This is a genomic window from Stenotrophomonas sp. YJH_SMC_19 (assembly GCF_059367915.1).
Window position 1 is genome coordinate 189,892 of the sequence record NZ_JCAFRI010000002.1, and the last position, 25,315, is coordinate 215,206.

The window sequence follows — 25,315 nt, forward strand, 5'->3', positions numbered from 1 at the left end:
GGTCAATGACGAAAAGACGAAGCTGTGACAGCCCGCAAGCACTGGTGATGTGTCAAATCAGGCGGCGCGTGGGTGACATGCGCGCGTGCTAGGGCGTCGTAGCGCAGGGGGTGTACGACTCGATATCCTGCGCAGCAGGACCGGAAACCGCAGGATCGAGCAAGGCGAATGATCCACAGTGAACTGCTTGCAGGGGGCGCCGCAGCTGCCCTGATCGGGGTTGCAATCGTGGCTGCGCTGCGTCGACAGAGACGCCCGCCCCATCGCAGCTTCAAGTGTGGGCGCTGCGGCAACGCCGCCCTCCATGACGAACGTACCAGTGGCGCCTGGCGCGCTGGGAAGCAGCGCTTCTACTGCAGGGCCTGTCATGCCGCCTGGCTGCGATCGCATCCACAGGCGTCCGCGCCGCACCGCGGGGTGTCCGGATGCCTGGGCGTCGTTGCCACACTTGCATTGATGCCACTTGCGGGCCTGGTGGCGTGGGTGATCCACCGCGCCTGAATGTGATCCTGCATCGACCCACCCGGCCGCCGGCTTCGAAAGCGCCATGCTGCGTCGCAAGGTGCCACCCACCATTCGCATTGGTACGGTCCGATCCATTGCACCACCACCACCGACGGGGAGAGACCACGATGCGCAAGGTAGTGCTGCTGTTGATCCTGCTGACCGGGCTGGCGCCCACCGCCTGGGCGGCCACGGTCAAGACCACCCATCGCACCATTCCCAGCTGGGATGGAACGCCTCTCGGGGCCTTCGTCATCGAACCGCAGGACGCGGGCAGCGGACGGTATCCGCTGCTGGTGATGCCCAGCAGCTGGGCCGTGCCCAGCGTGGAGTACGTGGGCGTGGCGCAGTCGTTGGCCCGTCGCGGCTATGTGGTCATCAGCTACAGCTCGCGTGGTTTCTGGGAGTCCGGCGGCAGCATCGACATCGCCGGGCCGGCCACGGTGGAGGACGTCAGTGCACTGATTGACTGGGCGCTGGACAACACCCGCGCCGACCCGTCACGAATCGGCGTATCGGGCATCTCCTATGGGGCCGGCACCAGCCTGCTGGCGGCCGCACGCGATCCGCGCATCAAGGCAGTGGCTGCACTGAGTGGATGGGCCGACCTGCAGGCCTCGCTGTACAGCAACGACACCCCCAGCGCACAGGGCATCGCGCTGTTGGTTGCCGCAGGCCTGGCCACCGGTCGCCCGGGACCGGAGCTGTCCACCATCAATCGCAATGTGCTGGTCGGCAACTACCAGGGCGCGGTGGACTCGCTGTTGCCGGTGGCGGCGCAGCGCAGCCCCGGGGCCAGCATCGACGAGATCAACGCCAACCAGCCAGCGGTGTTCCTGGCCAACGCCTTCAACGACAGCCTGTTCCCGCCGGGCCAGCTGGTCGATTTCTTCAACCGCCTGAAGGGCCCCAAGCAGCTGCAGTTGCGCCACGGCGATCACGCGCTCAACGAAGCCTTTGGCGCACTGGGTGTTCCCAACGAGGTCTACGATTCGGTGGGCGACTGGTTCGACCATTACCTGAAGGGGGTGGCCAACGGCATCGACCGGCAGCCTGCGGTGCAGCTGAAGTCGCAGAAGGGCAGCTGGAGCCACTATCCGGATTGGCAGGCTACGCGGACGGGCGCGGTGAGCTACGGGCTGACCGCGCCGAGCGGGCTGTTGCAGCCCACCGGTGGACTGGTGGCGAACGGTGGCGGCACCGGCTGGAGCTACCGCATCGGCAGCGGCCTGCTGACGGCCGCCAACTCGGGCGTGGTGATGGCGTCCGGCGCGCTGCAGATGATCAACCTGCCACCGGGCGCCTATGTGCCGTTCGTCGGGCGCAACGCCGCGGGCGTCTGGCAAGGGCCGGTCTACTGGAGTGCACGCCGGCTGGATGGCGCGCCGGAAGTGCGGATGACGGTCACGCCAAGCCGCGCCGACACCACGTTGTATGCCTATCTCTATGCCGAAGACGTGCTGGGCAATGGCCAGCTGATCAGCCACAAGCCCTATACGCTGCGGGGTGCCACGCCGGGGCAAGCGAAGACCATCGACCTGCGGTTGGAAGCCAGCAGCTGGGACGTGCCGGCCGGCAGTCGCCTGACCCTGGTGATGGACACCGTGGACCTGCGCTATGCAGGCATCAGCCAGTTGGGTGGCACGGTGACCTTCAGTTCACCGGCGAACGCGCCGTCGATGCTGAAGCTGCCGCTGCATTGATGGAAGGCCGCGCCCGTTGCGGCGGGTGCGGTACGCCAGGCTGGAAAACTGCGAGACTGGCGTTTGTTCCGGCAAAGGGATGAATCCATGGTCATTGCAGGGCTGCTGCTCGGTGCGGTGCTTGCGGCGCCCACCGCGGAAGGCGCGCCGAGCGATTGGTCGGACACGCTGTTGAAGGATCTGGACGCTGCCGACGCCGCCATGCGCGGCAGCCATCCGGGCGCCGTGGATCTGCGGAATCCGGGTTTCGTTCCGCAGCTGGAGGCCGCCTCGGCGCTTGCCCGCTCGCGCGCGGCCAATGTCGACAGCTTCGCAGGCTACTGGTGGGCGATGAAGGGTTACGCAGCCTCCTTCAATGACGGCCACGTCAGCCTCAACGCGCTTGCCGACGCTCCCGATCTTCCAACGCAGTGGCCGGGGTTCCTGACCGGTTTCGACGGTGATGCGCAGGTGGTCATGACCGTGGACGGTGGTCCGGGCCATCCGCCGCTGGGGGCTCGATTGCTGTCCTGTGACGGCATCGATGCGCAGACACTGGCTGCGCGCCGGGTGGGTGGCTTCAGCGGGCGCTGGAACCTGCAGGCCAGCCGCATCCAGGGTGGCGGCGAAGTGCTGCTGGAGCAGGGCAATCCGTTCGTGCCCACGCTGCGCAGCTGCGTTTTTCAGGTGGATGGACACGAGAAGCCCTACGCGCTGCAGTGGCAGCCACTGCAGGCGGCACAGCGCAAGGCGCGCCTGGCCGATACCCGTCGCAGCTTCCGCCCGGCCAATGGCTGGCACATCATGCCCGATGGCGGCTACTGGATCACCACCAGCAGCTTCAATGCCGACCCTACGGAGCAGAACTTCAAGGAACTGACCGCGCTGCTCGAGCAGCTTGCTCCAAAAGCCGCAGCACTGCAGCAGGCACCGTCGGTCGTGCTGGATGTGCGTGGCAACAGTGGCGGTGCTTCGCAATGGAGCATCGAACTGGCGCGATTGATCTGGGGCCGTGCCGCCGTGGACGCGCTGTCCGATACCAGCTGGGTGGAGTGGCGGACCTCCGAGGCCAACATCGCCCAGTTGCGCGGCTTCCTGCAGAAGCTGGTGCAGGCGCCCGATGCGTCGCCAGAGCTGCGTCGCATGCTGGAATCGGTGACGGCGGGCATGGCACGGGCACGCGGCCGGGGTGAGGCAGTGTGGCGCGAGCCATCCGAGGCCAGGGCAGATACAGCTGCAACCGCAGGCCCGGCCGCTCCGCTGCGCAGGGGCAGGGTGGTGATCGTGGCCGATGCCTCCTGCGGCTCGGCCTGCCTGGATGCACTGGATCTGTGGAAACGGCTGGGCGCGATGCAGGTCGGCGTCGAGACTTCGGCCGACAGCCTCTACATGGATGTCAGGCCGGAGCGGCTGCCGAGCGGCCTGGCCAGGATTTCCGTACCGATGAAGGTTTTCCGAGGCCGGGTGCGCGGTTCCAATGAACCGCATGTTCCGGATCGTCGCTATGACGGCGACATGCGGGACACACGCGCACTGGAAGCGTGGCTGCTGGCGTTGTGAGGACGCGCCTGCCTATGACGCGGGATTCCCACGTGCTGTTGCCGGACGCAACGCTGGGTCAGCGCAGGTCCGGTGGATTGATCGAAGCGTCGCGGACACAGGGATCACCGGCGTCCGGTGTCAGGCGCGCCTCGATGTCCGGCGGAAACCGCGGAATCCTGCTGGTCTGCATCACCACCCAGCGCATGATCGTGTGCAGGTAGTTGAGTGGCAGCATCGTGAGCCACATGAAACCCGGGAGCTGCGCGTCTTCGGCGAAGATGCGCTCCTTGCCGGACGCGAAGCTCTCGCGCTTGCCGTCCAGCGGCATGCAGCAGTGCACCGCGTCCACGACGGCTGCCGGTCCTTCTTCCATGTAGCGCCGCAGGAACTCCCAGTGGGCATGTGCGTTCTCGATGCGAGAGGTCGCGATGCAGAACGCGAACGTCTCCCGTATTGTGACGCCATCCGCGTCCAGGATCAGTCCGCGGACATCCCAGTTGTACCATCCGAAGGTTCCCGTTCCGCGGCCAAGCGTGAAATAGACCTGGTCCCAGGGAACGCTGAGGGTGGTGCCATCCAGCCGGAACACGTGTATCTGCCGGTGCTTGCGATCGAGCGCGATCGGATAGTAGGTCCAGCGGAACAGCTCGAGGCAAGCCACCCAGATGCTCGCTGCAGTGAAGGCGGCCAGCATCGCCATGCCGATGAATATCGCCTCCCACAGGCCATTTTCGTTGGGTAGCCTGTTCACGATCAGCAACCAGAGCAGCATCAGCACGCCGCCCAGCCCGAAGGCAATGCCGATCGCGCCCAGCAGGGCTGCAAAGCCACGCGCGGCGAACCAGCGATCCACCGAAACCAGGCCGTTCGAATTCATTTTCACCACGCACAGCTGTGCCAGCGGCACGACATCCAGCCGCTTCTTCTGCAGCAGGCGGTGCTCGCGATCAAACGCATTCAGTGGGCGGTTGTTGGGAAACTTGCGCGTGTATCCGGTGTAATCCATGGGCGATCCCTGCGCGATTCCGGCGCCCGTTGGATTCTAGCGGGATTCTCCCGGGGGGAGATCAGCGACGAACGTCGAACGGGTGGCTCTCCATCAGTGCCCGGACTTCAGCTTCGCGGGCAGGGCTGAAGTCGCCGGGAATGGCGTGCTTCAACGCGCCTGCGGCCAGTCCGAAGCGCACGGTGTGTTCTGCGTCGAGCCCGGACAGCAATCCGTGCAGGATGCCGGCGGCAAACGCATCGCCACCGCCGATGCGATCAACGATGCCGGGCAGCGGCCTCGGAGCGGCCTGCGCGCGGGTTCCATCGCGTCCCAGCAGCAGCGCACCGAGCACGTGATGGTCGGCGCTGATCACCTCGCGCTGGGTGCAGGACAGCCACCGCAGGTGCGGGAACGCGGCAAAGGCAGCGGCCGCAGCGGCCTCGGTTCGGGCGACCGCATCGTCCTGCGCGAAGTGCAGCCCCAGCACCAGTTCGATGTCCCGATGATCGGCAAAGACAATGTCGGCCTCGGCGAAGACCTCGCGCAGGATCGCCGCTGCGTCGCCATCCCAGCGTCGCCACAGTGAGGGACGATAATTGCCGTCGAAGGACACCTGCACTCCGGCCGCGCGAGCCGCACGCACGGCACCCAGCACCGACTCGGCCACGTTGGCGCCCAGCGCCGGACTCACGCCCGAGACATGCAACAGGTGCGCGCCGGACAGCAGGGCGGGCCACGCATGGTCACTGGCATTGCGGTTTGCGAATGCAGAACCGGCCCGGTCATACACCACTTCACTGGCGCGCTGCACCGCCCCGGTCGCCAGGAAGTACAGGCCCATGCGATCACCCTCCACTTCACGCACGGCGGCCACGCCCACGCCATGCCGCCGCAGCTCGGCCACAGCATGCCGGCCCAGCGCGTTACCGGGTACCGTGCTGACCATCTGCACATCGTGGCCCAGGCTGGCCAGCGAGACCGCCACATTGGCCTCGGCACCTCCCACATGAACCTGCAGCTGCGGCGTCTGCAGCAGCAGTTCACGACCGGGTGCGCCCAGGCGCAGCAGCAACTCACCGAAACAAATGACGCGGCTCATCGGTTCTCTCTCACTCGGGGGTGGTGCAGCCCAGCATGCGCAGATCGATGGCATCGGCCATGCGCCGGTAGCCTTCGTCGTTGGGATGCAGATGGTCGCGGGTGATCTCGTTGGGCAACGATTCGGCTGCCTTCGGGTCACGCAGCGCGGCATCGAAATCGATGATGCCGTCGAAGCCGCTGTTGCCGCCGCGTGCCCACTGGTTGATCGTGGTGCGGGTGGCGGCGGACACGGGCTCGTAGCGCTCGGAACCGCCGAACGGGGTCAACGTACCCAGCCAGGCGCGGATGCCGTGCGCATGCAGCCGCGCCGCAACCTGTTGATAGCCCAGCAGCATGTCCGCCGCATTGCGTCCAGGCAGCGGCTGCGCGCCACCGCCGTGGCGGATGTCATTGATGCCTTCGAACAGGATCACCTGATCGGCGTCGGCCACCGCGATCACATCGCGATCCAATCGTGACAGCGCACTGTGGCTGCGGCCATGGTCAAGCAGCTTGTTGCCGCTGATGCCCTGGTTGAGTACCACGAACCGGTTCGGGCAGGCCTGCTGCAGGCGCTGCGCCAATCGCTCCGGCCACTGGTTGAAGGTGCCGCGGCGTGCGGTGGCGCCTTCCGTGATGGAATCGCCCAGCGCCACGATTACCTGGGGACGATCATCACGCTGCACCATCACTGCCGAGAACACGTTCTGCTGGTAGCTCAGCCGCACGCTGTCGGCGACGGCTGTCTGCCTGCCATCTGCGACCCGCAGCTCGGTGCGGCGCACGGCGGGGCGGGTGGGCTGCGGGAAATAGGCACTCACGCTGATCTCCTGCAGCGCCACCACCGGCATCCGCACCGGGTCGCTCAGCAGCGCGGCTCCGACCGGCACCTCGATGACTGCGCGGCCATCCACCGTTACCGGCAGCGGTGCGGCCTTGCCGTCCTTCACTCCCACACGCAGGTCCTCGACCCGCAAGGGCGCCGTGCCGAGCTCGTTGCTGATGCGCAGCCGCAGCGCATCGCCACGGCTGCCGATACGCATGTCCTGGCGCACGGTCTGTGCGGCGAACTGTACGGGCGCATCGGACGTTCCGTCCTTGCGGTCGGGCGCGGGCGCGGCCGTCCAGGCAGTGACCCACACGGGTGCGGCCCACGCAGCGGGCGCCGTCATGGCGGAGCAGAGCGTCAATGAAAACAGAAGTGTCCAGCGCTGCATGGGCAGGAGTCCGGTCAGGTGTCAGGAGAAGTAGGTGCCGCCGTTGACGTCCAGATTCGCGCCGGTGATGAACGCCGCCGCATCCGAGGCCAGGAACACCGCAGCGTCGGCGGCTTCGTCCGGCGCGCCCTGGCGGCGCAACGGGGTGGCGCCGGCAACGGCCGTGCGTACTTCCGGCTTGGTGAATTCATCGTGGAAGCGGGTGGCGATCATGCCGCAGCACAGCGCGTTCACCCGGATACCCTTCGGCCCCAGCTCCTTCGCCATGGCGCGGGTGAAGGTCATCACCGCCGCCTTGGCGGTGGCGTAGATCGATGCGCCCGGGCCGCCGCCATCACGGCCTGCCTGCGAGGCGAAGTTGACGATGGCCGCGCCTTCGCGCATGTGCGGCACCACCGCGTGGGTGGTCAGGTAGGTCGAGGTGAGGTTCAGGTCCATCACGGTGTGGAAGAACACCGGGTCGATGTCGGCAAGCGGCCGGCGCTGCACCATGCCACCGGCCACGTTCACCAGCAGGTCGATGTGCTCGCCGAACGCGGCCTGTGCCGCAGCGACCAGGCCGGCGACGGCCGTGGCGTCGGTGACGTCGGCGCGATGCACGATGGCCTGGCCACCGGCCGCATGGATCTGTGCCAGCGTTTCCTGGGCACTGGCCTCGTCATTGGCGTAGTTGATGCAGACGCGTGCACTGGCGGCAGCCAGCTTGATCGAAACGGCGCGACCGATATCGCGGCCACCGCCGGTGACAATGGCCACCTTGTCCTGGAACGACATGCGGAAAACTCCTTGGTTTGCGGGGGAATTGAAGAGAAATGCAGGCTCAACCGCCGCGGCGGTCGAGCTTGTGGATCGGGCCGGTCCACCACCACAGCGCGGCCAGCGACAGCGGCACCAGGGCGGCAACGAGGATGAAGATCGGGGCATAGGAGTGGCGGGTCAGCACCGGCACCAGCCAAGTGGTGATCAAGGTGCCGGCCACGGCAGCCAGGCCACCCAGGCCTGCCAGCGTGCCCACCGAGCGGCCGTCGAACAGGTCGCCCGGCAGGGTCTGGATGTTGCCGATGGCCACCTGGAAGCCGAACAGCACCGCAGCGATTGCCAGCACCGCCAGCAGCGGCTGGTTGGCCAGCACGGCACCCAGCAGGGCAGGAGCCATGACCACGCAGCCCAGCGTTATGGACAGCTTGCGGGCGCGGTCCACGCTGTGCCCGGCGCGGATCAGGCGCCCGGACAACCAGCCACCACTCAGGCTGCCCAGCATCGCGCCGACAAACGGCACCCAGGCGAACAGGCCGATCTGCTTGATGTCGAAGCCGAAGGTTTCAGCCAGGTAGATCGGCAGCCAGGACACGAACAGCCACCAGATCGGGTCCAGCAGGAAGCGGCAGGCGAGCATGCCCCAGCTCTGCCGGTGGGCCAGCAGCTCACGAACGCTGGCCTTCGGCGCCACCACCGCCTGTTGCCCGGCCTGGTCTTCCTGGATCAGCCGGCGCTCGGCATCGCTCACCCACGGGTGCTTGTCCGGGCCGGCGCGGTAGACAAACAGCCATGGCAGCAGCCACAGGAAACCGATTGCACCGACCAGCACGAAGGTGCCGCGCCAGCCCAGCCACAGGTACAAGCCGGCGATGGCCGGTGCGGACACGATCGCGCCGATCGACGCACCCGCGTTGAACACGCCTTGCGCCAATGCGCGCTCGCGCGCCGGGAACCACTCGGCATTGGCCTTCACCGCGCCCGGCCACGCACCGGCCTCGCTGATGCCCAGCATCGCCCGCACCAGGCTGAAGGACAGCATCGAATGGGTGATCGAGTGCAGGGCGATGGAGATCGACCACACGCTGATCGACAGGGCGAAACCCAGGCGCGTGCCGATCATGTCGAACAGGCGGCCGAACAGGAACTGGCCGGCGGCGTAGAACAGCATGAACACCGTCACCAGCAGGGCGTAGTCATCCTTGGTCGCGCCCACTTCCCTGGCGATTTCCGGCCACATCACCGCCAGTGCGTTGCGGTCGATGTAGTTGATGACCGTGGCCACGGCAATCAGGCCCACGATCAGCCAGCGCACGGCTGAACGCACCGGCACCTTGCGCAGCTTGGCCACCACCGCAGGGCCGTTCATTTGCCGTCACCCTTGCTGCGGTCCAGGCGCGCATGGCTGCCGTTCCAGCGGTAGACGTGGCCGTCGACGGTCACGCTGTGCTCGCTCGTGGTGGCGCTGTTATCGGCGACACCCAGGGCGATGCGCGCGCCACTGGCCAGGCGCAGCTCGATCACCTCGGCATCGCTGCCGCGGGTACGCACGATCTCCCTGATGCGGCTGTCGGCGCCATGCACGTACTCGGCGGTGCCGTTGTACTCGCCATGCGGCTCCAGCACGCTGAAGAAGGTGACGTCCTTCTGGCCGTCCACGCGCTGCAGCAGGGCAGTCTCACGGCGCAGGTTGAATTCCGGATCGTTCGCGCCGCTTTCCACCAGCAGCGCCTGCGCCGGCGCGCTGCTGCCGAAGCGGTAGGTGTAGAAGCGCCCGTCCAGCAGCCACGCCAGCGACCGCGGCTCGCTGCCGGGTTTGCTGCGTGCATCCAGCCACAGGTGCTGGTAGCCGTTGTCCTTGCCCAGCACCGGGCGCTGGCTGGGGAAGTGCTCGGCCTCGAAGCCGGTGGTGACGATGTGGCCGTTGAAGTGCAGCGGCAGGTCGTAGCGCGCGGCCTTGTCGCCGTGCACCTGCAGCAGGTCCAGCGCCACCGGCAGGCCCAGGTCGGGGTGGCGCAGCAGCGCCTGGGTGCGGGTGAACGCCACGCCGGGATAGGCATCGCGCATCGTTGCCGAGGCAATCTGGGTATCGGCGTCGGCCTGGAAGAAGCGCACCTGCGGGGCATGCGCCTCGCCACGCTTCCAGTCGCCGTTGAAGTGGCTCTGCTCGTCCACCACCAGGGTGTTGTGGGCCACGGTCTGCTTGGCCCAACTGCGGTTCTCGGCCAGGTAGATGCCACCGCGCTTGGCTTCCACGTTGAGGAAGCGGGCGGCGCCGTAATCGGTCACCACCGGGTTGCCGTTGTCGTAGAACAGCCAGTTGAGCTTGTCGAAGTGGCCGTGTCCCATGCCCTGCATCGTGTCCTTCTGCACCAGTGCCTGGCCGCGTTCGCCGTTCATGCGCAGGATCGCCAGGCCGCCGCGGTCGCCGTCGGGGCCATCGCGCAGCAGCATCGGGCGGTAGTCGAAGGGCTTGGCCTTGTTGGCGGCCAGTGCCTGCGCCACCTGCAGGCCTTCGGGCGAAAGCAGCAGGCGTTTCTGCTGCTGGGCCACCGACAGCAGGCGGTCATCACCGGTGCGCGCATAGGCGATGCCGATGCCGGCCACCAGCTCTTCGGTGTCGATGCCCTTGTCCAGGATCGCATCGTTGATCGGGAAGAACAGGCCGCCATAGCTGGACTGCACCAGCACATCCACCGCCTTCAGCAGCACGCCATCGCGACGCGCGAAGATCTTCCGCTGCGGCTCATTGCGTTCGATGGCGTTGGCGAACAGCAGGAACGGCGCCAGTGCATAGCGCTGGTAGTAGGGGCCTTCCTCGTAGTAGCCATCGGGCGAGAACAGCAGGTCGATCTGCCGCAGGAAGCCGAACTTGTCGTCCTTCTGGCTGCCGCGCAGGGACTTCTCCACCAGTTCCTGGTCGCGCAGCACGTAGCCGGTCATGCCGGTGGCGGCCACCGCCCACGTGGCGTGGTTATGGATCTGGTCGTAGTTCTTCGGTTCGCTGACGAGGAACTCGGCCATCGGCCGGAACACCTTCGATTCGATGGTGTCGCGGTCCTCGGCGGACAGCGCGTCACGGATCGCGTCATAGCCCTGGATGGCGTTGACCAGCCACACCGAATCGTTGAGCACCTGCCAGAACACGCGGCCGGGAATCTGGCCGCGACCCTCCGGGTGCGGGCCCAGCGTGGGGTAAAGCTGGGCGTACTGCAGCAGCATGTCGCGCGCGTAGTCCACGTAGGCCCTGTCGCCGGTCAACCGGTACAGCGTGCCCGCCGCCAACAGTGCCTGGTAGTTGCGCTTGTGCTGTTCATGGGTGCGCCCGCCGCCCTTGTCCCTGGGCACCGGCACGTCGATGCCGGCCTTCATCATCTTCTTCAGTGTTGCCTCGGTGCGCGCCTGCTCCTTGGCGAACCACGGGTAGCGGCTGCCTTCGCTGGCCATCTGCTGCCAGTGCGCAGCGGTGACCAGCACCGGCGCGGTGTCGGCCTGCCGCGCAGCGGCAGCGGGCGCTGCGAGCAGCGACGCGGTCGGCAGCAGGGCGAAGGGGGCGGCCAGGGCCAGGGAAACGAACAGCGGCTGCAACCTCATCGATCAACTCCATTGCGGGTGCGTGACAGGGCAACTTCGCCCACCTTGGGATACCAGTCGACGCCGGTCGCCTCGCGCGCGGTCATCGCCAGGGCAGGATCGGCGCCCACGTCGGGCAGGGCAGGCGTAGCCACCCACAATCCGCTGGCAGCCTGCTGCAGGCTGACGCCACGGCCCTCTACGCCTCCCGGGAACACGGTGCTGGCTGCCGGCGACTGCACGTTGCCGCTGAAGTCGATGCCGGCCAGCGAACTGGCGGCAGTTGGTGGGTTGCTGCTGTTGCGGTTGACGATCAGGTTGCCGGTGAAGCGGCTGCTGCTGGCGGCGACCACGATGCCTTTGGCTTCATCGTGGCCGACGCCGAAACTGATCTTCGCCACGTCCACGAAGGTGTTGCGATTGATCGTGGCATTCACCACAGGCGCATAGCCGGACAGCGGAGGTCTGGCCTGCGCATCCATCACCGCCAACGCCGAACGGTTGCTGGACCCGGCCAGCCGCTCGAAGTAGTTGTTGCTGACGGTCTGGTCGGCGTTGATGATGCGTACGCCGCCGGTGCCGGCCTTGTCATCGCCGAGGAAGACGTTGTCGATCACCCGGTTGCCGTTGCCATGGCGCAGGGTCAATGCGCCGGCCGAACGGTAGAACACGTTGCCGCGGTAGGTGTTGCCGCCGGACTTGTTGCTGATGATCTCGGTCTCGCCGTCGCAGCCTTCGAACCAGTTGTTCTCCACCGTGCTGTTGGAATCGCTCAGTGAGCTGTCGCTGGTGCCGACGCGGATCGTTTCGCCCCCGTTGACGCCCAGCGCCGGGCGCGGCCCGAACCAGTTGTGGTCGATACGGTGCTGGTTGTCCAGGCCCTGGGTGGCATCGCGCACCACCACCACGGTCGGCCCGGCGTTGGTCTTGCCGCGCAACTGGCTGTGATCCAACCGGTTGTTGCTGCCATACAGCGATACCCAGTAGTCCTGGTCGCTGCCATCCGGGTTGGCGTAGTCATCGATCACCAGGCCGGTGACGCGGCTGTTGCTGGCGACGGCCTTGCTCGACTCGCGGAACGCCACCACCGCATCACCCGGCGCATAGCCGTTGCGGAACACCAGGTTGGACACCTGCAGGTAGCTCCCGGCCAGGCGCAGGTCCGAGCGTCCGCTGAGGACGACCTTGCCGGCGGTCTGCGCGCGCAGCACGATCGGCGCGGCTGCCGTGCCCTGGCCCTTCAGCAGCAGCCGGGCATCGGTCCAGGTGCCGTCAGCCAGCACGATCTCATCGCCAGGCTGCAGCGCCGAGGCGGCGGTAGTGAACTCCGCGATATCGTGGACGAGCCAGCTGGCTGCGCTTGCTGCTGAAGTGGTCAGGCACATTGCCAGGCCAGTGGTCAGGCAAAACAGCCATGGATTATTGGATCGGTGACGCGCCAGCGAGTGAATGCGCATGAAATCCTTCCAGGGACGGCCGGGCCGTCGTTTCAGGGTGGGCCTGCATACCACTTTCGGGTCTGTTGTAAGCCAGCCTTCGCGCAAAGTCATGCTGCATGAGCACATTAAATTGCGATCAACTGGTATGGATAAAAGGCATTTGAACAATCGCATACCAATTGGTTGACATTTTCATGTCGTCGTGCCGAAGCTGCGTCCCACGCCTGGCATGCAGGCGATCCTTTGGGAGGAGGAAACCATGCGGCGACCCGCCGGAGCAGTGCACAGCATCTCGTTGTCCCCCACACCCCTGATCGTGGCGCTGCTCGCCGTGCTGGCGGGCCTGTCCACGGCCCAGGCGCAATCCAGCAAGGACGCGACAGGGCAGGATCCCGCCACGCTGGACCAGGTGCAGGTCACCGGCATCCGCGAATCGATGCAGAGTTCGATCAACAGGAAGCGCGATGACACGGTCATTGCCGACGTGCTCTCGGCCGATGACATCGGCGACCTGCCGGCGCCCTCGCTGGCCGATGCGATCGAGACCCTGACCGGCGCCGCTTCGACCCGCGACAAGACCGGCGCTTCGGAAATCTCCATCCGTGGCCTGGGCGCCTTCCTCAGCAGCACCAACTTCAATGGCCGCGAGATCACCAACGGCAGCGGCGACCGCTCGGTGAACTTCAACATGTTCCCCGCCGAGCTGATCAATACGGTGGCCATCTACAAGACCCAGCGCGCCGACATCATCGAAGGCGGCGTGGCTGGCACCATCGGCCTGGAAACAGTGCGCCCACTGGAGTACGGCAAGCGTGCGGCGCAGCTGGACCTGCGCGGCAGCTGGGCCGAGTATGACAAGAAGTACCGCGACGACGACGGCATCGGCTATCGCGGCACCGCCAGCTACATCGACCAGTTCGAGTTCGGCAACGGGCAGAAGCTGGGCATCTCGCTGGGCTTCCAGCGCCTGGATGGCACCGACCCGGAAGAGAGCATCACCAGCGGTTCCACCTGGTATGCCTGCGATGGCACGCAGAACGTGGGCAATGCCAACTGCAATGAAGTGTCCGCGCAGGCCATCGCCAACGGCGCGCCGTACTACCTGGTGCCAAGCAGCCGCATCTACCGGCTCAAGCAGGAGCGCAACGACCGGCAGAGCGAGTTCGCCGCATTGCAGTGGCGGCCCAATGACGTAGTTGAAGTGAACCTCGACTTCGAACACACCGAGCGCAACTGGTACGAGAACCGCAGCGACCTGAGCCTGTCCAACGCCCGCCGTGGCATCACCCGGCGCGAGGTGGACGAGGACGGCATCGTGCGCCACCTGCATGGGAGCACCTCGATTGATTCCACTTCAAACCGCTACTGGCGTGGCGAGGAGTACACCGGGGGTGGCCTGAACCTGATCCTGCGACCGACCCCGGCCTGGGAACTGTCCACCGATCTTTCGTACTCGCACACCAATCGCCTCGACAGCGAGCGCATGACCCGCCTGCGTGCCAACCAGCGCGACGTCAACAATGCCATCGTGCCGGGCATCAGCAGTGGTGCCACCGGCTACGTGGACTATGACTGGGACTGGCACGGCGAAGTGCCCAGTGTTGCGCTGGCGCCGAACTTCGACCCCAACAACTGGGACGCCTACACCGGCGCGGCGCGCGTCACCTCCAGCGCAACGGAGAACGACCACAGGATCAAGGCCGGCCGCTTCGATGCCAGCTTCATGCCCGAGTCCGGTTTCTTTACCCGCATCAAGGGTGGCGTGCGTGCCAGCCAGGCTGACTACCGTCTGCGCGACAACACCCTGGTAACCGACTACGACCAGCGCGTGGCGGCCGACAAGGCGAAGATCATCGCCGCCAACCGGGCCTGCCGCGCGCCGTTCCCGCAGGATGACTTCATGGATGCCGCCAGCGGCAACACGATCTCCTCGTGGGCGTACTTCGATCCGAACTGCCTGTACCAGTCGTTCCGTGGCAGCCTCGACAGTGGGTTGGATCCGGGTTTCCAGGATCCGAACAATGTCGATATCACCGAGAAGACACGCGCGCTCTATCTGATGGGGGAGTTCAGCAGCAGCCTGTTCGGCTTGCCGGTGACCGGCAACCTCGGCCTGCGCTGGGTCAAGACCGACGTTCGCTCCGAAGGCGTGCGTACCGGGCTGCGTATCGAGGACAATGGTGACGGCACGATACGCCTGCAACCCACCGGTGCGTACAGCACGCAGGTGTTCAAGGCGGGCAACGACAAGCTGCTGCCCAGCCTCAACGCGGCCTTCGAACTGCGCCCGGACGTGTTGCTGCGGGTCGGTGCATACCGCGCGATGTCGCGGCCGGACATCGCCGCGCTGGGTGCCGGGCGCACCATCAACGTGAGCAGTGATGCCACCTACGGCAATCTGGCCGACGCGCTGGATGACATCAGCGCCAGCGGCAACCCCGCCGCGCAGCCGTTGATGTCCTGGAACGGCGACCTGTCACTGGAGTGGTACCCGAACCCGGACACGATGCTGGCCGGCGCGGTGTACTGGAAGCAGTTCAACGGCGGCACCGCCACTGCGCTGGTGCCGGAGACCTACACCATCGACGGCCACAGCGTGACCGTGCCGGTACGCCAGCAGGTAACCACCGACGAGGACAGCACGCTGACCGGCTTCGAGCTGACCGCCACCCATCGACTGTCGTACCTGCCCAAGCCGTTCGACGGACTGGGCTTCAAGGTCAGTTACAACTACGCCGATGCCGACTACCGGACCCAGGACTCGCGACTGGGCGAGCAGCTGGCCAGTGACGGCACGATCATTCCGGCGATCGTGCCGCCGGCGGGCCTCAGCGGCTTCTCGCGGCACGTCCTGTCCGGCTCGATCTACTGGGACGTCGGGCGCTTCAACATCCAGGCCATCGGCAAGTTCCGCTCGCACTACTACCAGGACTTCACCGGCAACACCGCGCAGCAGAACCGCTACTACGATGACAACACCAGCGTGGACCTGCGCCTGCGCTACCGGGTGAACAAGCAGTTGTCGCTGTCGCTGGAGTTGATGAACCTGACCAACGAGCCGCGCGTGGCCTACCAGCCGCTTTATGGGAACTTCCGCGAAGTGGTGACCTACGGGCGGCGTGCGTATTTCGGTGTACGATACAAGTTCTGAACAGGGCGGCGCGGCCAGTGGTCGCGCCGTCGCTCCAACCGGACCCTTGCCGGCCGCGGTGGCAGGGCAGGGACCGGGAAGGAATCGCCAAGGGTCAGCCGCATGTCCGCCAACCGCCTTTACCAGACCATCGCTGCCAAGCTCCGCAAGCTGATCGAGGACGGCGAATTTCCGCCGGGCTCGCGGCTGCCGGGCGAGCGTGAGCTGGCCGAACGGTTCGGTGTCAGCCGGGTCACCATCCGCGAAGCCGAGATCGCACTGGAAGCACAGGGCTGGATCGCCATCCGCATCGGATCGGGCGTGCATGTGAAGCCGCGCCCGACGCAGGCGCCCGGCGGGCTGCCGGATGTCAGCGCCTTCGACCTCACCGCTGCCCGCGCGGTATTCGAGGCCGAGGCCGCCGCTCTGGCGGCAAGCAATCTGGATGATGCCGGCATTGCCGAGCTGCAGGCGCTGGCCGAAGCGCTGTGCCGTCGCGACCTGAGCGACGCGGAAGCCGGCGAGTACGACCGCCGTTTCCACCTGGCCATCGCACGGCTTTCCGGCAACCCGGTGGTGGAGTTCTTCGTGCAGCAGATCTGGCGCATGCGCAGCGAACTGCCGCGGGTAACCGAGGTCTACGCACGGGTCTGCCATGATGATGGCGCCAGCCGTGCCGACGAGCACATGGCGATCTTCGAGGCCCTGCGCGCGCGCGATCCGGTGGCCGCGCGCAATGCGATGCGCCATCACTTCCAGCGCCTGTTCGAGGCCATGCTGCAGGCGACCGAAAGCCAGGCGCTGGAGGAGATCCGCCGCCGCACGCAGCAGGACCGCGAACGGTTCATGGCCACGACGCGTATCTGAGTAACGGCGTTTCCAGGGCCGCCGGGGCGGGTCAGGACGCTGTGACGTGCGGGGAATCATCCTTGCCGGTGCCGACGAGCGCGAAGTAAGCTCTGCTTCGTCGACGAGGGGGACACCATGTACGCAAGGATCGCGGCAGCTGCGCTGCTGTGTATGACGGCCCTGCCTGCGTCGAGCGCCAACCGCGGCTCGACGGTGATGGAGGATTACGCGGCGGCGCTGAATGCCCGCGGGCAGATTCTGCAGTTGGATACCGGTGATATGTTCGGGGAAAGGATCGGGCTGTTTACCGGCTCGGTGGAATTTCTGCAGACCGACGTCGACCTGCCGGGCAACAGTGCGCTGGAGGTGGGCATCAAGCGGCGCTTGGTTGCAGGTGCGCAGGGCCGGCAGGGATTGGGCATGTTCGGGGTGTGGGACCTGGCCCTGCCCAGGGTGCATGGAACGTTCAGCACCCAGGGGGGATGGAAGAATTACGTGGTGGCCGAGCCGCTCAACCGCTGTTCGAAGTTCACCCCGCCTCCAACCGAGATCGTCACGGTGAAGGCACAGACGCCGACAGGGCCGGGGACATTCACCGAGTACTTCAACTCCGACGAGTTCTGGCATGGAACGCAGCTCTACCTGCCAGAGACCGGTGACGAGGATCTACTCGCGCAAAGCAACGAATGGCCGGTGCCGAGTACAGGCCATGCCTACCCGATGCGAACCAAGAGCGGCAATGTCATCCGCTGCGTCGCCATGGACGATGGGGCGGGTGAGGGCTTCGAAGTCACGACGCCTGCCGGCATCACCTATACGCTCAATCATATGGCCAGCCTTGGCAGCGGACCGCCATTGATCAAGAAGGGATACTCGCGGGGAAACTTCGGCTCGGTTACGGAGTTCGAGTTCGTTCTTTTCCGGCAGGAGTTCCATATTCTTCCGACCAGTGCCCGAGACCGGTTTGGAAATTCGGTGACCTACACGTGGGATCCGGCAAATCCACGGCAGTTGCTGCGCATCGCAGCCAACGATGGCCGCACCGTCGATCTCGAATGGACGGCTGGATCGCCCAGCACGCTGCCAAGCGAAGTGAGCGCGGTCCGTGCGGGTGGGAGGACGTGGACCTACGGTACCGTGGTGGGTGGCTACAAGGTCACCTTCCCGGACCAGTCCTACTGGCAGACTACGGGGTTCAACGTAGGCACCATGGGTGCCGGTGCCGTTCCCGCAGAGCGGGGTTTCTGCCGGAATCCGGGTGTGGTGACCTACGGCCATTCCGGTTCGATCCGCCATCCCAGTGGTGCAGTGGCGAAGTATCGCTTCGAGCCGACGCTGCATGGCCGCTCGTGGGCGCGTTATGGCTGCAATATGCCCGACAGCACGGGTAGCGGGTTCCTCGACTCGATCGAATACACGCCCGCCAGGTACTACACGTGGTCGCTGGTTTCCAGGACAGTCACCGGGCCGGGCATCGACCAGCCTTATACGTGGGCCTACAGTTACGGCCCGGCCAACGGGTGCTATGCCGACGGCAGCAAGGAACTGTGCCAGGCGAATTCGCCGGCCACGAAGTGGGTGGACGTCAAGGATGCAGAGGGTGTCACCACCCGGCACACCTTTGGCAATCGATTCAATGTGGACGAAGGCTATCTGCTTTCCTCGGTCCAGCCGGGCCGCGCCACCACCCTCAGCTATCAGCTTGACGCTTCCGGCAGCTATCCGGCATTGGCCGGGCGACCGGCATATCAGCGTGCCAGCGGAATCATCGCAGCCAAGCAGATACCGTTGTTGCAGAAGGTCATCGAGCAGGATGGCGTGCGCTACATCTGGAAGGTCAATACCTTCGACAGCATGGCACGACCTGTGTCCATCACTGAAGCCAGCCAGCCCGTGCAGTAGGCGTACGATGTGGCAGGACAGGGGCCGCAACGCGGGCAGTGGCACGTGCTGGATTGCCCTGCCGTGCCCTGTTCGCCCTGGAAGAGCGAGCAGCAGGGACGAAGGCACTACACCGCCGGAACCGTGATCCTCTGCAGATCCAGTCTGGCCCTCGCCCACCCGCGCTGTCGATGCCTGGCCCGTGACCCCGCGCCGACGCATCCGAGGAATCCCGCATGTCCGACACCCCTCCACCGCTGAACATCCTTGCGTTTGCCGGCAGCCTGCGCAGCAAAAGTTACAACCGGCGCCTGGTCAGGGCTGCAGCAGGCGCCGCGCCTGCGGGCCTGCTGCTGACCGTGCATGACACCATCGCCGATATTCCGCTGTTCGACGAAGACCTGGAAGCCGCCGACCCGGCCGGCCCTGCCGGGGGCAAGCGCCTGCGCGCGGCCATTGCATCCGCTGACGGCGTGCTGATCGCCACGCCGGAGTACAGCCAGTCACTGCCCGGCGTACTCAAGAACACGCTCGATTGGCTGTCCCGCGACGATGCCGAGTACCGCACGGTCCTTTCGGCCAAGCCGGTGGCGATCATCGGCGCTACGCCGGGCCGCTGGGGCACCAAACTGGCACAGTCGCAGCTGCGCCATACACTGACCGCCATGGGCGCATTGACCATGGCCTCGCCACAGCTCTATGTGGCCGAAGCAGCGGCCGCCTACGACGATGACGCGGAAGATTTCGACGCGGCGACGCGCAAGCGCCTGCAGCGCTTCCTGGAGGGATTCCAGAGCTGGGTCCAGCTGCTGCAGGGTGGGGCGTCGCGCGGTTGAGCGGTGCCGGCAGAGGCCGTCATCGCCCGCCGGTGCCAAGGACCGGATCATGCAGCCCGCGCAGCTTCTTCTTGTTGATCTTGCCCACGCTGGTCCGCTCGATTGCATCCACGAAGCTCACGCGCTCCGGGATCGCATAGCGTGAGATGTCTCCGGAACGGCTGCGCGCCGCGACCAGTTCGATGATCTCCGCTTCGGCCACATGGCTTCCCGGCTTCCTGACCACCAGTGGCAATGGCCGCTCGCCCCATTTCGTGTCGGCGATACCGATCACCGCGACCTCGCTGACCGCCGGGTGCAGTGCGATGATGTCTTCCAGCGCGAGCGAGGAGATCCATTCGCCCCCGGTCTTGATCACGTCCTTGATGCGGTCGGTGACACGCAGGTAGCCAGCTTCGTCGATGTTGCCGATGTCGCCGGTGTGCAGGTAGCCGCCCGCCCACAGCGTTGCCGAAGCCTCGGGATCGTGCAGGTAGCCCTGGGTCAGCCAGGGGGCGCGCGCCACCACTTCACCGGTGGCGACGCCATCGTGGACGACATCGCCCATGTCCGGGTCGACGATGCGCAGGTCCACCAGCGGCACCGGAATGCCGGCCTTGGTGCGCAGTGACAGCACCTCGTCGGCATCGGTCACGCTGTCCACGTCGATCTGGGCGATGGTGAGCAGCGGGCAGGTCTCGGACATGCCATAGCCGCCGAAGATGTCGATGCCCCGCGCCAGTGCGCGCTGCGCCAGGGCACGGGGCAGCGCGGCACCGCCGATGATCACCTTCCAGCCCTCCAGGTCGGTCTGCGCGGCGTCCGGGTGCTCCAGCAGCATGTGCAGGATGGTTGGCACGCAGTGCGAGAAGGTCACCTTTTCGCGGGCGATCAACGCCAGCAGTTTCGCAGGCAGGTAGCGCCCCGGATAGACCTGCCTGATGCCCATCGCGGTAGCCACGTAGGGCAGGCCCCACGCGTGCACATGGAACATCGGGGTGATGGGCATGTAGACATCGTCACGATGCAGGCGGCCCTGGCGGGGCGCGCCGCCGAGCGCGGCCATCGCCGCCAGCGAATGCAGCACCAGCTGCCGGTGGCTGAAATAGACCCCCTTGGGCAATCCGGTGGTTCCGGTGGTGTAGAACACCGTGGCACGGGCATTCTCGTCGAAGTCCGGAAAGCGGACGACCGGCGTGGCACCGCGCAACCCCGCTTCGTACTCGGTGGCGAAGCCTGGCGGCGGCGGGCCACCGGCGTCGTCCAGCAGGATGCGCGTGCGCAGGTCCGGCAGCTGCTCGTCGATGGCGTCCAGCAGTGGCAGGAACTCGCGATTGGCCAGGATCACCCGCGCGCCGCTGTGGTTCAGCGTGTACGCGATCTGCTCGGGGGCCAGGCGCACGTTCACCATCATCAGCACCGCACCGATCATCGGAACCGCGAAGTAGGCCTCCAGGTAGCGGTTGCTGTCCCAGTCCATCACCGCCACCGTGTCGCCGTGGCCGACGCCCAGCGAGGTCAACAGGCCGGCCAGCTGGCCGATGCGCGCCTGCAGGGTGCGGTAATCGAATCGGAGCTGGTCGCCATAGACGATTTCCTGTTCAGGACTCACCGCCAGCGGCATCAGCAGCAGCTGCTTGATCAGCAGTGGATAGGCATGGGCATCGGGAGTGGGGGCGGATGACATGGCATTTCCTCGTGGGCGGCGTTGCGGTCGCCGGCCTTCTCCGCACCACACTATCAAACCCTTCCTGCTGTACCAGCGTACCTAGGTACCTGTTCCCGCGCGCAGCCGATTTGATAATCTCGCCAGGACATGCCAACCCTGCTCATCGCCGATGATCACCCCTTGTTCCGTGCGGCACTGCATCGCGCGGCGGAAGAGGCGGTCGCCGATCTGCAGATCAGCGAGGCGGATTCACTGGACAGCGTGCTGGAGGCGATCGAGAACCAGTCGATCGACCTGATGCTGCTGGACCTGCATATGCCGGGCAATCATGGGCTGGCCGGCCTCGCCACCATTCGCGCACTTCAGCCAGGTCTGGCGATCATCATCGTCTCGGCCAATGAAGAGCCGCAGGTGATCCGGCGCGCCATCGACCTCGGCGCCGCGGGCTACCTGCCCAAGAGCTCGGGTTTGAACGAGCTGCAGTCCGCGCTGCAGTCCGTGCTGGAGGGCGAACGCTGGATCCCGGCGCTGCTGCGCGAGCCGGTGGCGCGGGTAGCGCCGTTCAGCAGGGATGCCGACCTCGCCGCGCGCCTGGCCAGCCTGTCCGCACATCAATACAAAGTGCTGGGGCTGGTGGCCGAGGGCCTGCTCAACAAGCAGATTGCCGACCGGCTGGGCGTACAGCTGCGCACGGTCAAGGCGCACATGACACGCATCATGGAGCGGCTGGGCGTACGCAACCGCGCGCAGGCCATCCGCGTGCTGCACGAAATGGGGTTGGCCGATCCGTCCCGGCTGATCGAAGAGCTGCCCGAGCCCTGAACGGTCAGCGCGTGGCAGTGGCCGCCAGCAGGTGGTTGATCGCCCAGCGCAACGCCAACGGCTTGAACGGCTTGTTGAGCAGGGATAGCCCAGCGCCGCGCACCGCCTCGCGTGTATCGCTGCCGGTATCCGCACTGAGGATTACCGTCGGCCGCGGTCCATGCATGTCCGCAAGCCGCTGCCACAGCGCAACACCGGTATCGCCGTCATCCAGGTGATAGTCGAACAGCCACAGCGCCGCCTCGTGCGCTGAGGGCCCGATGGCATCGGCGCTGCCTGCCGCGATGACGTCGCAGCCCCAGGAAAGCAGCAGTTGCCGCATCGCCTCCAGCGCGTCCGGGTCGTTGTCCACTGCCAGTATGCGGATACCCTTGAGGGCGTTGCTGCCACCCGTCGGTGCCGAACTGCGCGGGGTCACTGGCGGTGCTGCGCGTTGCACGCTGATCGAGAAGGCCGAGCCGTGCCCGGGCACGCTGCGCAGGTGCAAGGGTGCATGCAGCAGATCGGCGATGCGGTGGGCGATGGTCAAGCCCAGTCCCAGTCCCTGGCCGTTGCTGCGGTCGACCCGGTGGAACTCCTCGAACACCACCGCCTGCTGCTCCTGAGCAATGCCGGGGCCGGTGTCATGCACGCCGATCATCAGTGCCTGCCCCTGGCGGCGCACACCCAGCAACACACCGCCATGGCGGGTGTAGCGGATGGCATTGGCCAGGAAGTTCTGCAGCACCCGGCGCAGCAGCAGGGGATCGCTATGGACCCAGGCCTGGCTCCGCACATGGCGGAACTGCAGGCCGCGCGCCGCCGCCAGCACCGCGAACTCCTGCGCGAGCGGATCCAGCACCGTCGACAGCGCGAACGGGCGTGGATCGGCCACCAGCCCACCGGCTTCCAGTCGCGAGATATCGAGCAGGCCGGACAGCAGGTCATCGGTGGAATCCAGTGCGCCGCGGATCTGCTGCAGGAAACTGTCGAGGAACTCGGATTCGATGTGCTGCGACATCGCCTCGGTCAGCAGCTGGGCCGCATGCAGGGGCTGGATGAGGTCATGGCCGACCGCCGTCAGGAAGCGGGTTTTCGCCGCGTTCGCGCGCTCGGCCTCCTGGACCGCCTGCTGCAGCCTCGCGGTGCGGTCCTGTACGCGGCGTTCCAGCGTTTCATTGCTGCGCTTGAGCGCATCCTCCGCGCGACGGAACGCCGTGACATCGGTGAAGGTGGCTACATAGCCGCCACCCGGCATCGGGTTGCCGCGGATCTCGACGATGGTGTCATCGGGAAATATCCGTTCCGACAGGTGTGGCGTGCCACGGCGCATATGCGCGACGCGGCGCTGCAACGCCCTGGTGGGCGTGTCGCCGGGGCCATCGCCGATCTTCAGCTGCCCCAGTGCCCACGCCGTGAGGTTGACCACCGGCTGCCCGACCTGCAGCAGCTCCGGCGGGAACTTGAACAGCGCGGCGTAGCGGCTGTTCCAGGCCACCAGCTGCAGCTGCGCATCGACCACGCTGATGCCCTGGCTCATGTTCTCCAGCGCGGCTTCGAGCAGTCGCTGGTTGAAGCGCAGCACCTGGGTAGCTTCGCCGACGGCGCGGGTCACCGCATCCAGCGGCGCGGCGCCGCCCTCGCGTGCGGCTTCGACCAGCAGCCGTGCCATGCCTGCGCCCACCACGGCCGTCAGCTCACGCTCGACGGCGGTGACCCGGTCGTCATCCAGCATCTGCCCGGCGTGGCCCTCGAGCAGCTGGCGCGCACGCTCCTGGCCAAGGAAGCGTCCGGCGGTCCTGCGCAGGGACGCCGCAGCCACCGCATCCCGCCTCCGCGGCAATGACGGACGCACGGCCCGCGACACCAGGGCCACGGTCAGCAGGTTGACCGCCAGGCTGGCCCCCATGCTGATGGCGATATGCCCCGGCTGCACGCGCAGCGAGACCACCGCCAACCAGTGCAGCCCGTCGGCGCCGACCGACGGCGTCGCGGCCGGGATCACCATCGGCAGCAGTACCAGCCACAGCCAGGCCAATGAGCCCAGCACGATGCCGGCGATGATGGCCGCGGAGGGCGTACGTGGGCGATACACCGCCAGCAGCACAGCCGGTGCCAGCTGCGAGAGGGCGGTGAAGGACATCAGGCCGAAATCGCTGAGTGCCTCGGTGTCGCTCATCGCGCGGCTGTACAGCCACGACATCAGAAACACGGCGAGGATGCCGGCACGGCGGAACGCCAGCACGCGCGGGCGCAGATCGGCGTTGGCCACGCCACCCTCGATGCCGCCGAGCAGGCGCGAACCGAAGCCATGGTTGCCCAGCATGATCGACAGCGTCAGCCCGGACAGGATCATCATGCCGGTGGCCGCACTCAGGCTGCCCAGATAGGCCAGCAGCGCCAGCAGATGATGGCCAGCGGCCTGCGGCAGCGCCAGCACGTACAGGTCGGGCGATACCGAGGCCGGCAGCTGCGCAGCGCCGGCCAATGCCATCGGCACCGACGGCAGGCCGATCAGCAGCAGGTAGACCGGGAACATCCAGCGTGCCGTCTTCAGGTCCGAGGTCTGGCGAAGCTCGACCACGCCGACATGGAACTGGTGCGGCAGGGTGAACGCGGAGATCGCCCCCAGCGCGACCATGGTGAGATAGTCCGGCACGATGGCCGGTGGTGGCAGCTGCGCCATCTTCTCCAGCAGCGGTGTGCCGGCTTTGTGCACGGACAGCGCCGCATACAGGCCAATGGCCAGCAGCGCCACCAGCTTCAATACGGACTCCAGGCCCAGCGCGACCACGATGCCGCGGTTGGGCTCGGTGGCCGAGGCCTTGCGTGCACCGAACAGCAGGGTGAACGCGGCCATCGTCAGCGCGAACCAGAACGACATGTCCAGCTGCGCACCGGCAGGCGCGAACCCATCACCCAGCAGGGTGCCCAGCCCCTGGCTGACGGCTTTCAGCTGCAGTGCGATGTACGGAATGATGCCGAACAGCGCCACCAGGGTGATGGTGAAGCCGAGGCCGCGATCGGCACGCAGTCGTGCAACGACCAGATCGGCGATGGTGGCACTGTTGTGCTGCTTGGCCAGCCGCCCGAGACGGAGCAGGAACGGCAGGCCGAACGCGAAGATCAGCGCCATGCCGGCCAGGGTTGGTGGAATGGGGAAACCCCATTGCCGCCCCTGCGAGGCCGCACCGTAGTAGGTCCACGCGGTGCAGTGCACGGCCAGCGACAGTGCATAGATGAGCGGCCATGCCTTCGAAAGCCGGTGCCCCCGGCGCTCGCCCCACAGCGCCACGCCAAACAGCAGTGCGGTCCATGCAATGCAGGCGAAGAGGACGATGGAGGGCGTCAACATCGCTCCAGTGTAGGGAGAGAATCGGGCGGGGTGG

Annotated in this window: 16 protein-coding genes; 7 read left to right on the forward strand and 9 right to left on the reverse strand. The window is 66.5% G+C overall.

Going from position 1 to position 25,315, the window contains the following annotated elements; all coding sequences use genetic code 11:
• The first annotated feature begins 632 nt into the window (after positions 1-632).
• On the forward strand, positions 633-2,207 hold the full coding sequence (locus AC5P5R_RS03440) for a S15 peptidase family protein (RefSeq protein WP_100438573.1): 1,575 nt from the start codon (positions 633-635) through the stop codon (positions 2,205-2,207).
• Positions 2,208-2,294: 87 nt separating this feature from the next.
• Complete coding sequence (locus AC5P5R_RS03445; protein WP_049395980.1) at positions 2,295-3,746, forward strand: S41 family peptidase; 1,452 nt, start codon at positions 2,295-2,297, stop codon at positions 3,744-3,746.
• 58 nt (positions 3,747-3,804) lie between these two features.
• Here the strand turns inward: AC5P5R_RS03445 and AC5P5R_RS03450 are convergent, their stop codons facing one another.
• From AC5P5R_RS03450 to AC5P5R_RS03480, 7 genes are all read right to left on the reverse strand, one after another.
• Positions 3,805-4,734 (reverse strand): DUF6708 domain-containing protein, encoded by a 930-nt coding sequence (locus tag AC5P5R_RS03450; protein ID WP_100438572.1) that lies wholly within the window; start codon positions 4,732-4,734, stop codon positions 3,805-3,807.
• A 61-nt stretch (positions 4,735-4,795) separates the two neighbouring features.
• Positions 4,796-5,815 (reverse strand): sugar kinase, encoded by a 1,020-nt coding sequence (locus AC5P5R_RS03455; RefSeq protein ID WP_100438571.1) that lies wholly within the window; start codon positions 5,813-5,815, stop codon positions 4,796-4,798.
• A 10-nt stretch (positions 5,816-5,825) separates the two neighbouring features.
• Positions 5,826-7,013 carry a GDSL-type esterase/lipase family protein gene (locus AC5P5R_RS03460; protein ID WP_100438570.1) on the reverse strand — a complete coding sequence of 396 codons (1,188 nt, stop codon included), beginning with the start codon at positions 7,011-7,013 and terminating at the stop codon, positions 5,826-5,828.
• A gap of 21 nt (positions 7,014-7,034) precedes the next feature.
• Entirely contained in the window at positions 7,035-7,787 is a 753-nt protein-coding gene (locus tag AC5P5R_RS03465; RefSeq protein WP_100438569.1) for an SDR family NAD(P)-dependent oxidoreductase, read from the reverse strand.
• Positions 7,788-7,833: 46 nt separating this feature from the next.
• Positions 7,834-9,138 carry an MFS transporter gene (locus AC5P5R_RS03470; RefSeq protein WP_062607106.1) on the reverse strand — a complete coding sequence of 435 codons (1,305 nt, stop codon included), beginning with the start codon at positions 9,136-9,138 and terminating at the stop codon, positions 7,834-7,836.
• Complete coding sequence (locus tag AC5P5R_RS03475; protein WP_100438568.1) at positions 9,135-11,363, reverse strand: oligoalginate lyase; 2,229 nt, start codon at positions 11,361-11,363, stop codon at positions 9,135-9,137. Before AC5P5R_RS03475 ends, AC5P5R_RS03470 begins: the two co-directional genes overlap by 4 nt.
• Positions 11,360-12,799 carry a polysaccharide lyase 6 family protein gene (locus AC5P5R_RS03480; protein ID WP_099523585.1) on the reverse strand — a complete coding sequence of 480 codons (1,440 nt, stop codon included), beginning with the start codon at positions 12,797-12,799 and terminating at the stop codon, positions 11,360-11,362. Before AC5P5R_RS03480 ends, AC5P5R_RS03475 begins: the two co-directional genes overlap by 4 nt.
• Before the next feature lie 241 nt (positions 12,800-13,040).
• On the opposite strand from AC5P5R_RS03480, the gene AC5P5R_RS03485 reads away from it, so the two are divergent.
• From AC5P5R_RS03485 to AC5P5R_RS03500, 4 genes are all read left to right on the forward strand, one after another.
• On the forward strand, positions 13,041-15,932 hold the full coding sequence (locus AC5P5R_RS03485; protein ID WP_100438567.1) for a TonB-dependent receptor: 2,892 nt from the start codon (positions 13,041-13,043) through the stop codon (positions 15,930-15,932).
• A gap of 102 nt (positions 15,933-16,034) precedes the next feature.
• Positions 16,035-16,778, forward strand: a complete 744-nt coding sequence (locus tag AC5P5R_RS03490) for a FadR/GntR family transcriptional regulator (protein WP_005409753.1) — start codon at positions 16,035-16,037, stop codon at positions 16,776-16,778.
• 117 nt (positions 16,779-16,895) lie between these two features.
• Positions 16,896-18,662 (forward strand): hypothetical protein, encoded by a 1,767-nt coding sequence (locus tag AC5P5R_RS03495; protein ID WP_062607098.1) that lies wholly within the window; start codon positions 16,896-16,898, stop codon positions 18,660-18,662.
• Between the two features lie 215 nt (positions 18,663-18,877).
• Positions 18,878-19,477, forward strand: a complete 600-nt coding sequence (locus AC5P5R_RS03500; protein ID WP_100438566.1) for an NADPH-dependent FMN reductase — start codon at positions 18,878-18,880, stop codon at positions 19,475-19,477.
• A gap of 19 nt (positions 19,478-19,496) precedes the next feature.
• On the opposite strand, the gene AC5P5R_RS03505 is transcribed toward AC5P5R_RS03500, so the two are convergent.
• Positions 19,497-21,143 carry a fatty acid--CoA ligase gene (locus AC5P5R_RS03505; RefSeq protein WP_100438565.1) on the reverse strand — a complete coding sequence of 549 codons (1,647 nt, stop codon included), beginning with the start codon at positions 21,141-21,143 and terminating at the stop codon, positions 19,497-19,499.
• 129 nt (positions 21,144-21,272) lie between these two features.
• Here AC5P5R_RS03505 and AC5P5R_RS03510 point away from each other — a divergent pair, with 129 nt between their 5' ends.
• Positions 21,273-21,947, forward strand: a complete 675-nt coding sequence (locus AC5P5R_RS03510) for a response regulator transcription factor (protein ID WP_005409749.1) — start codon at positions 21,273-21,275, stop codon at positions 21,945-21,947.
• A 4-nt stretch (positions 21,948-21,951) separates the two neighbouring features.
• Here the strand turns inward: AC5P5R_RS03510 and AC5P5R_RS03515 are convergent, their stop codons facing one another.
• Positions 21,952-25,281, reverse strand: coding sequence for a hybrid sensor histidine kinase/response regulator (locus AC5P5R_RS03515; protein ID WP_099562085.1), 3,330 nt, complete (start codon positions 25,279-25,281; stop codon positions 21,952-21,954).
• Positions 25,282-25,315 lie beyond the last annotated feature (34 nt).

What these genes read in the sequence shown, in the direction of transcription:
- AC5P5R_RS03480 (WP_099523585.1), bottom strand. Translation starts at nt 12,799, where the DNA reads ATGCGCATTCACTCGCTGGCGCGTCACCGATCCAATAATCCATGGCTG.
- AC5P5R_RS03505 (WP_100438565.1), bottom strand. Translation starts at nt 21,143, where the DNA reads ATGTCATCCGCCCCCACTCCCGATGCCCATGCCTATCCACTGCTGATC.
- AC5P5R_RS03450 (WP_100438572.1), bottom strand. Translation starts at nt 4,734, where the DNA reads ATGGATTACACCGGATACACGCGCAAGTTTCCCAACAACCGCCCACTG.
- AC5P5R_RS03445 (WP_049395980.1), top strand. Translation starts at nt 2,295, where the DNA reads ATGGTCATTGCAGGGCTGCTGCTCGGTGCGGTGCTTGCGGCGCCCACC.
- AC5P5R_RS03465 (WP_100438569.1), bottom strand. Translation starts at nt 7,787, where the DNA reads ATGTCGTTCCAGGACAAGGTGGCCATTGTCACCGGCGGTGGCCGCGAT.
- AC5P5R_RS03455 (WP_100438571.1), bottom strand. Translation starts at nt 5,815, where the DNA reads ATGAGCCGCGTCATTTGTTTCGGTGAGTTGCTGCTGCGCCTGGGCGCA.
- AC5P5R_RS03440 (WP_100438573.1), top strand. Translation starts at nt 633, where the DNA reads ATGCGCAAGGTAGTGCTGCTGTTGATCCTGCTGACCGGGCTGGCGCCC.
- AC5P5R_RS03495 (WP_062607098.1), top strand. Translation starts at nt 16,896, where the DNA reads ATGTACGCAAGGATCGCGGCAGCTGCGCTGCTGTGTATGACGGCCCTG.
- AC5P5R_RS03490 (WP_005409753.1), top strand. Translation starts at nt 16,035, where the DNA reads ATGTCCGCCAACCGCCTTTACCAGACCATCGCTGCCAAGCTCCGCAAG.
- AC5P5R_RS03460 (WP_100438570.1), bottom strand. Translation starts at nt 7,013, where the DNA reads ATGCAGCGCTGGACACTTCTGTTTTCATTGACGCTCTGCTCCGCCATG.
- AC5P5R_RS03510 (WP_005409749.1), top strand. Translation starts at nt 21,273, where the DNA reads ATGCCAACCCTGCTCATCGCCGATGATCACCCCTTGTTCCGTGCGGCA.
- AC5P5R_RS03485 (WP_100438567.1), top strand. Translation starts at nt 13,041, where the DNA reads ATGCGGCGACCCGCCGGAGCAGTGCACAGCATCTCGTTGTCCCCCACA.
- AC5P5R_RS03500 (WP_100438566.1), top strand. Translation starts at nt 18,878, where the DNA reads ATGTCCGACACCCCTCCACCGCTGAACATCCTTGCGTTTGCCGGCAGC.
- AC5P5R_RS03470 (WP_062607106.1), bottom strand. Translation starts at nt 9,138, where the DNA reads ATGAACGGCCCTGCGGTGGTGGCCAAGCTGCGCAAGGTGCCGGTGCGT.
- AC5P5R_RS03515 (WP_099562085.1), bottom strand. Translation starts at nt 25,281, where the DNA reads ATGTTGACGCCCTCCATCGTCCTCTTCGCCTGCATTGCATGGACCGCA.
- AC5P5R_RS03475 (WP_100438568.1), bottom strand. Translation starts at nt 11,363, where the DNA reads ATGAGGTTGCAGCCGCTGTTCGTTTCCCTGGCCCTGGCCGCCCCCTTC.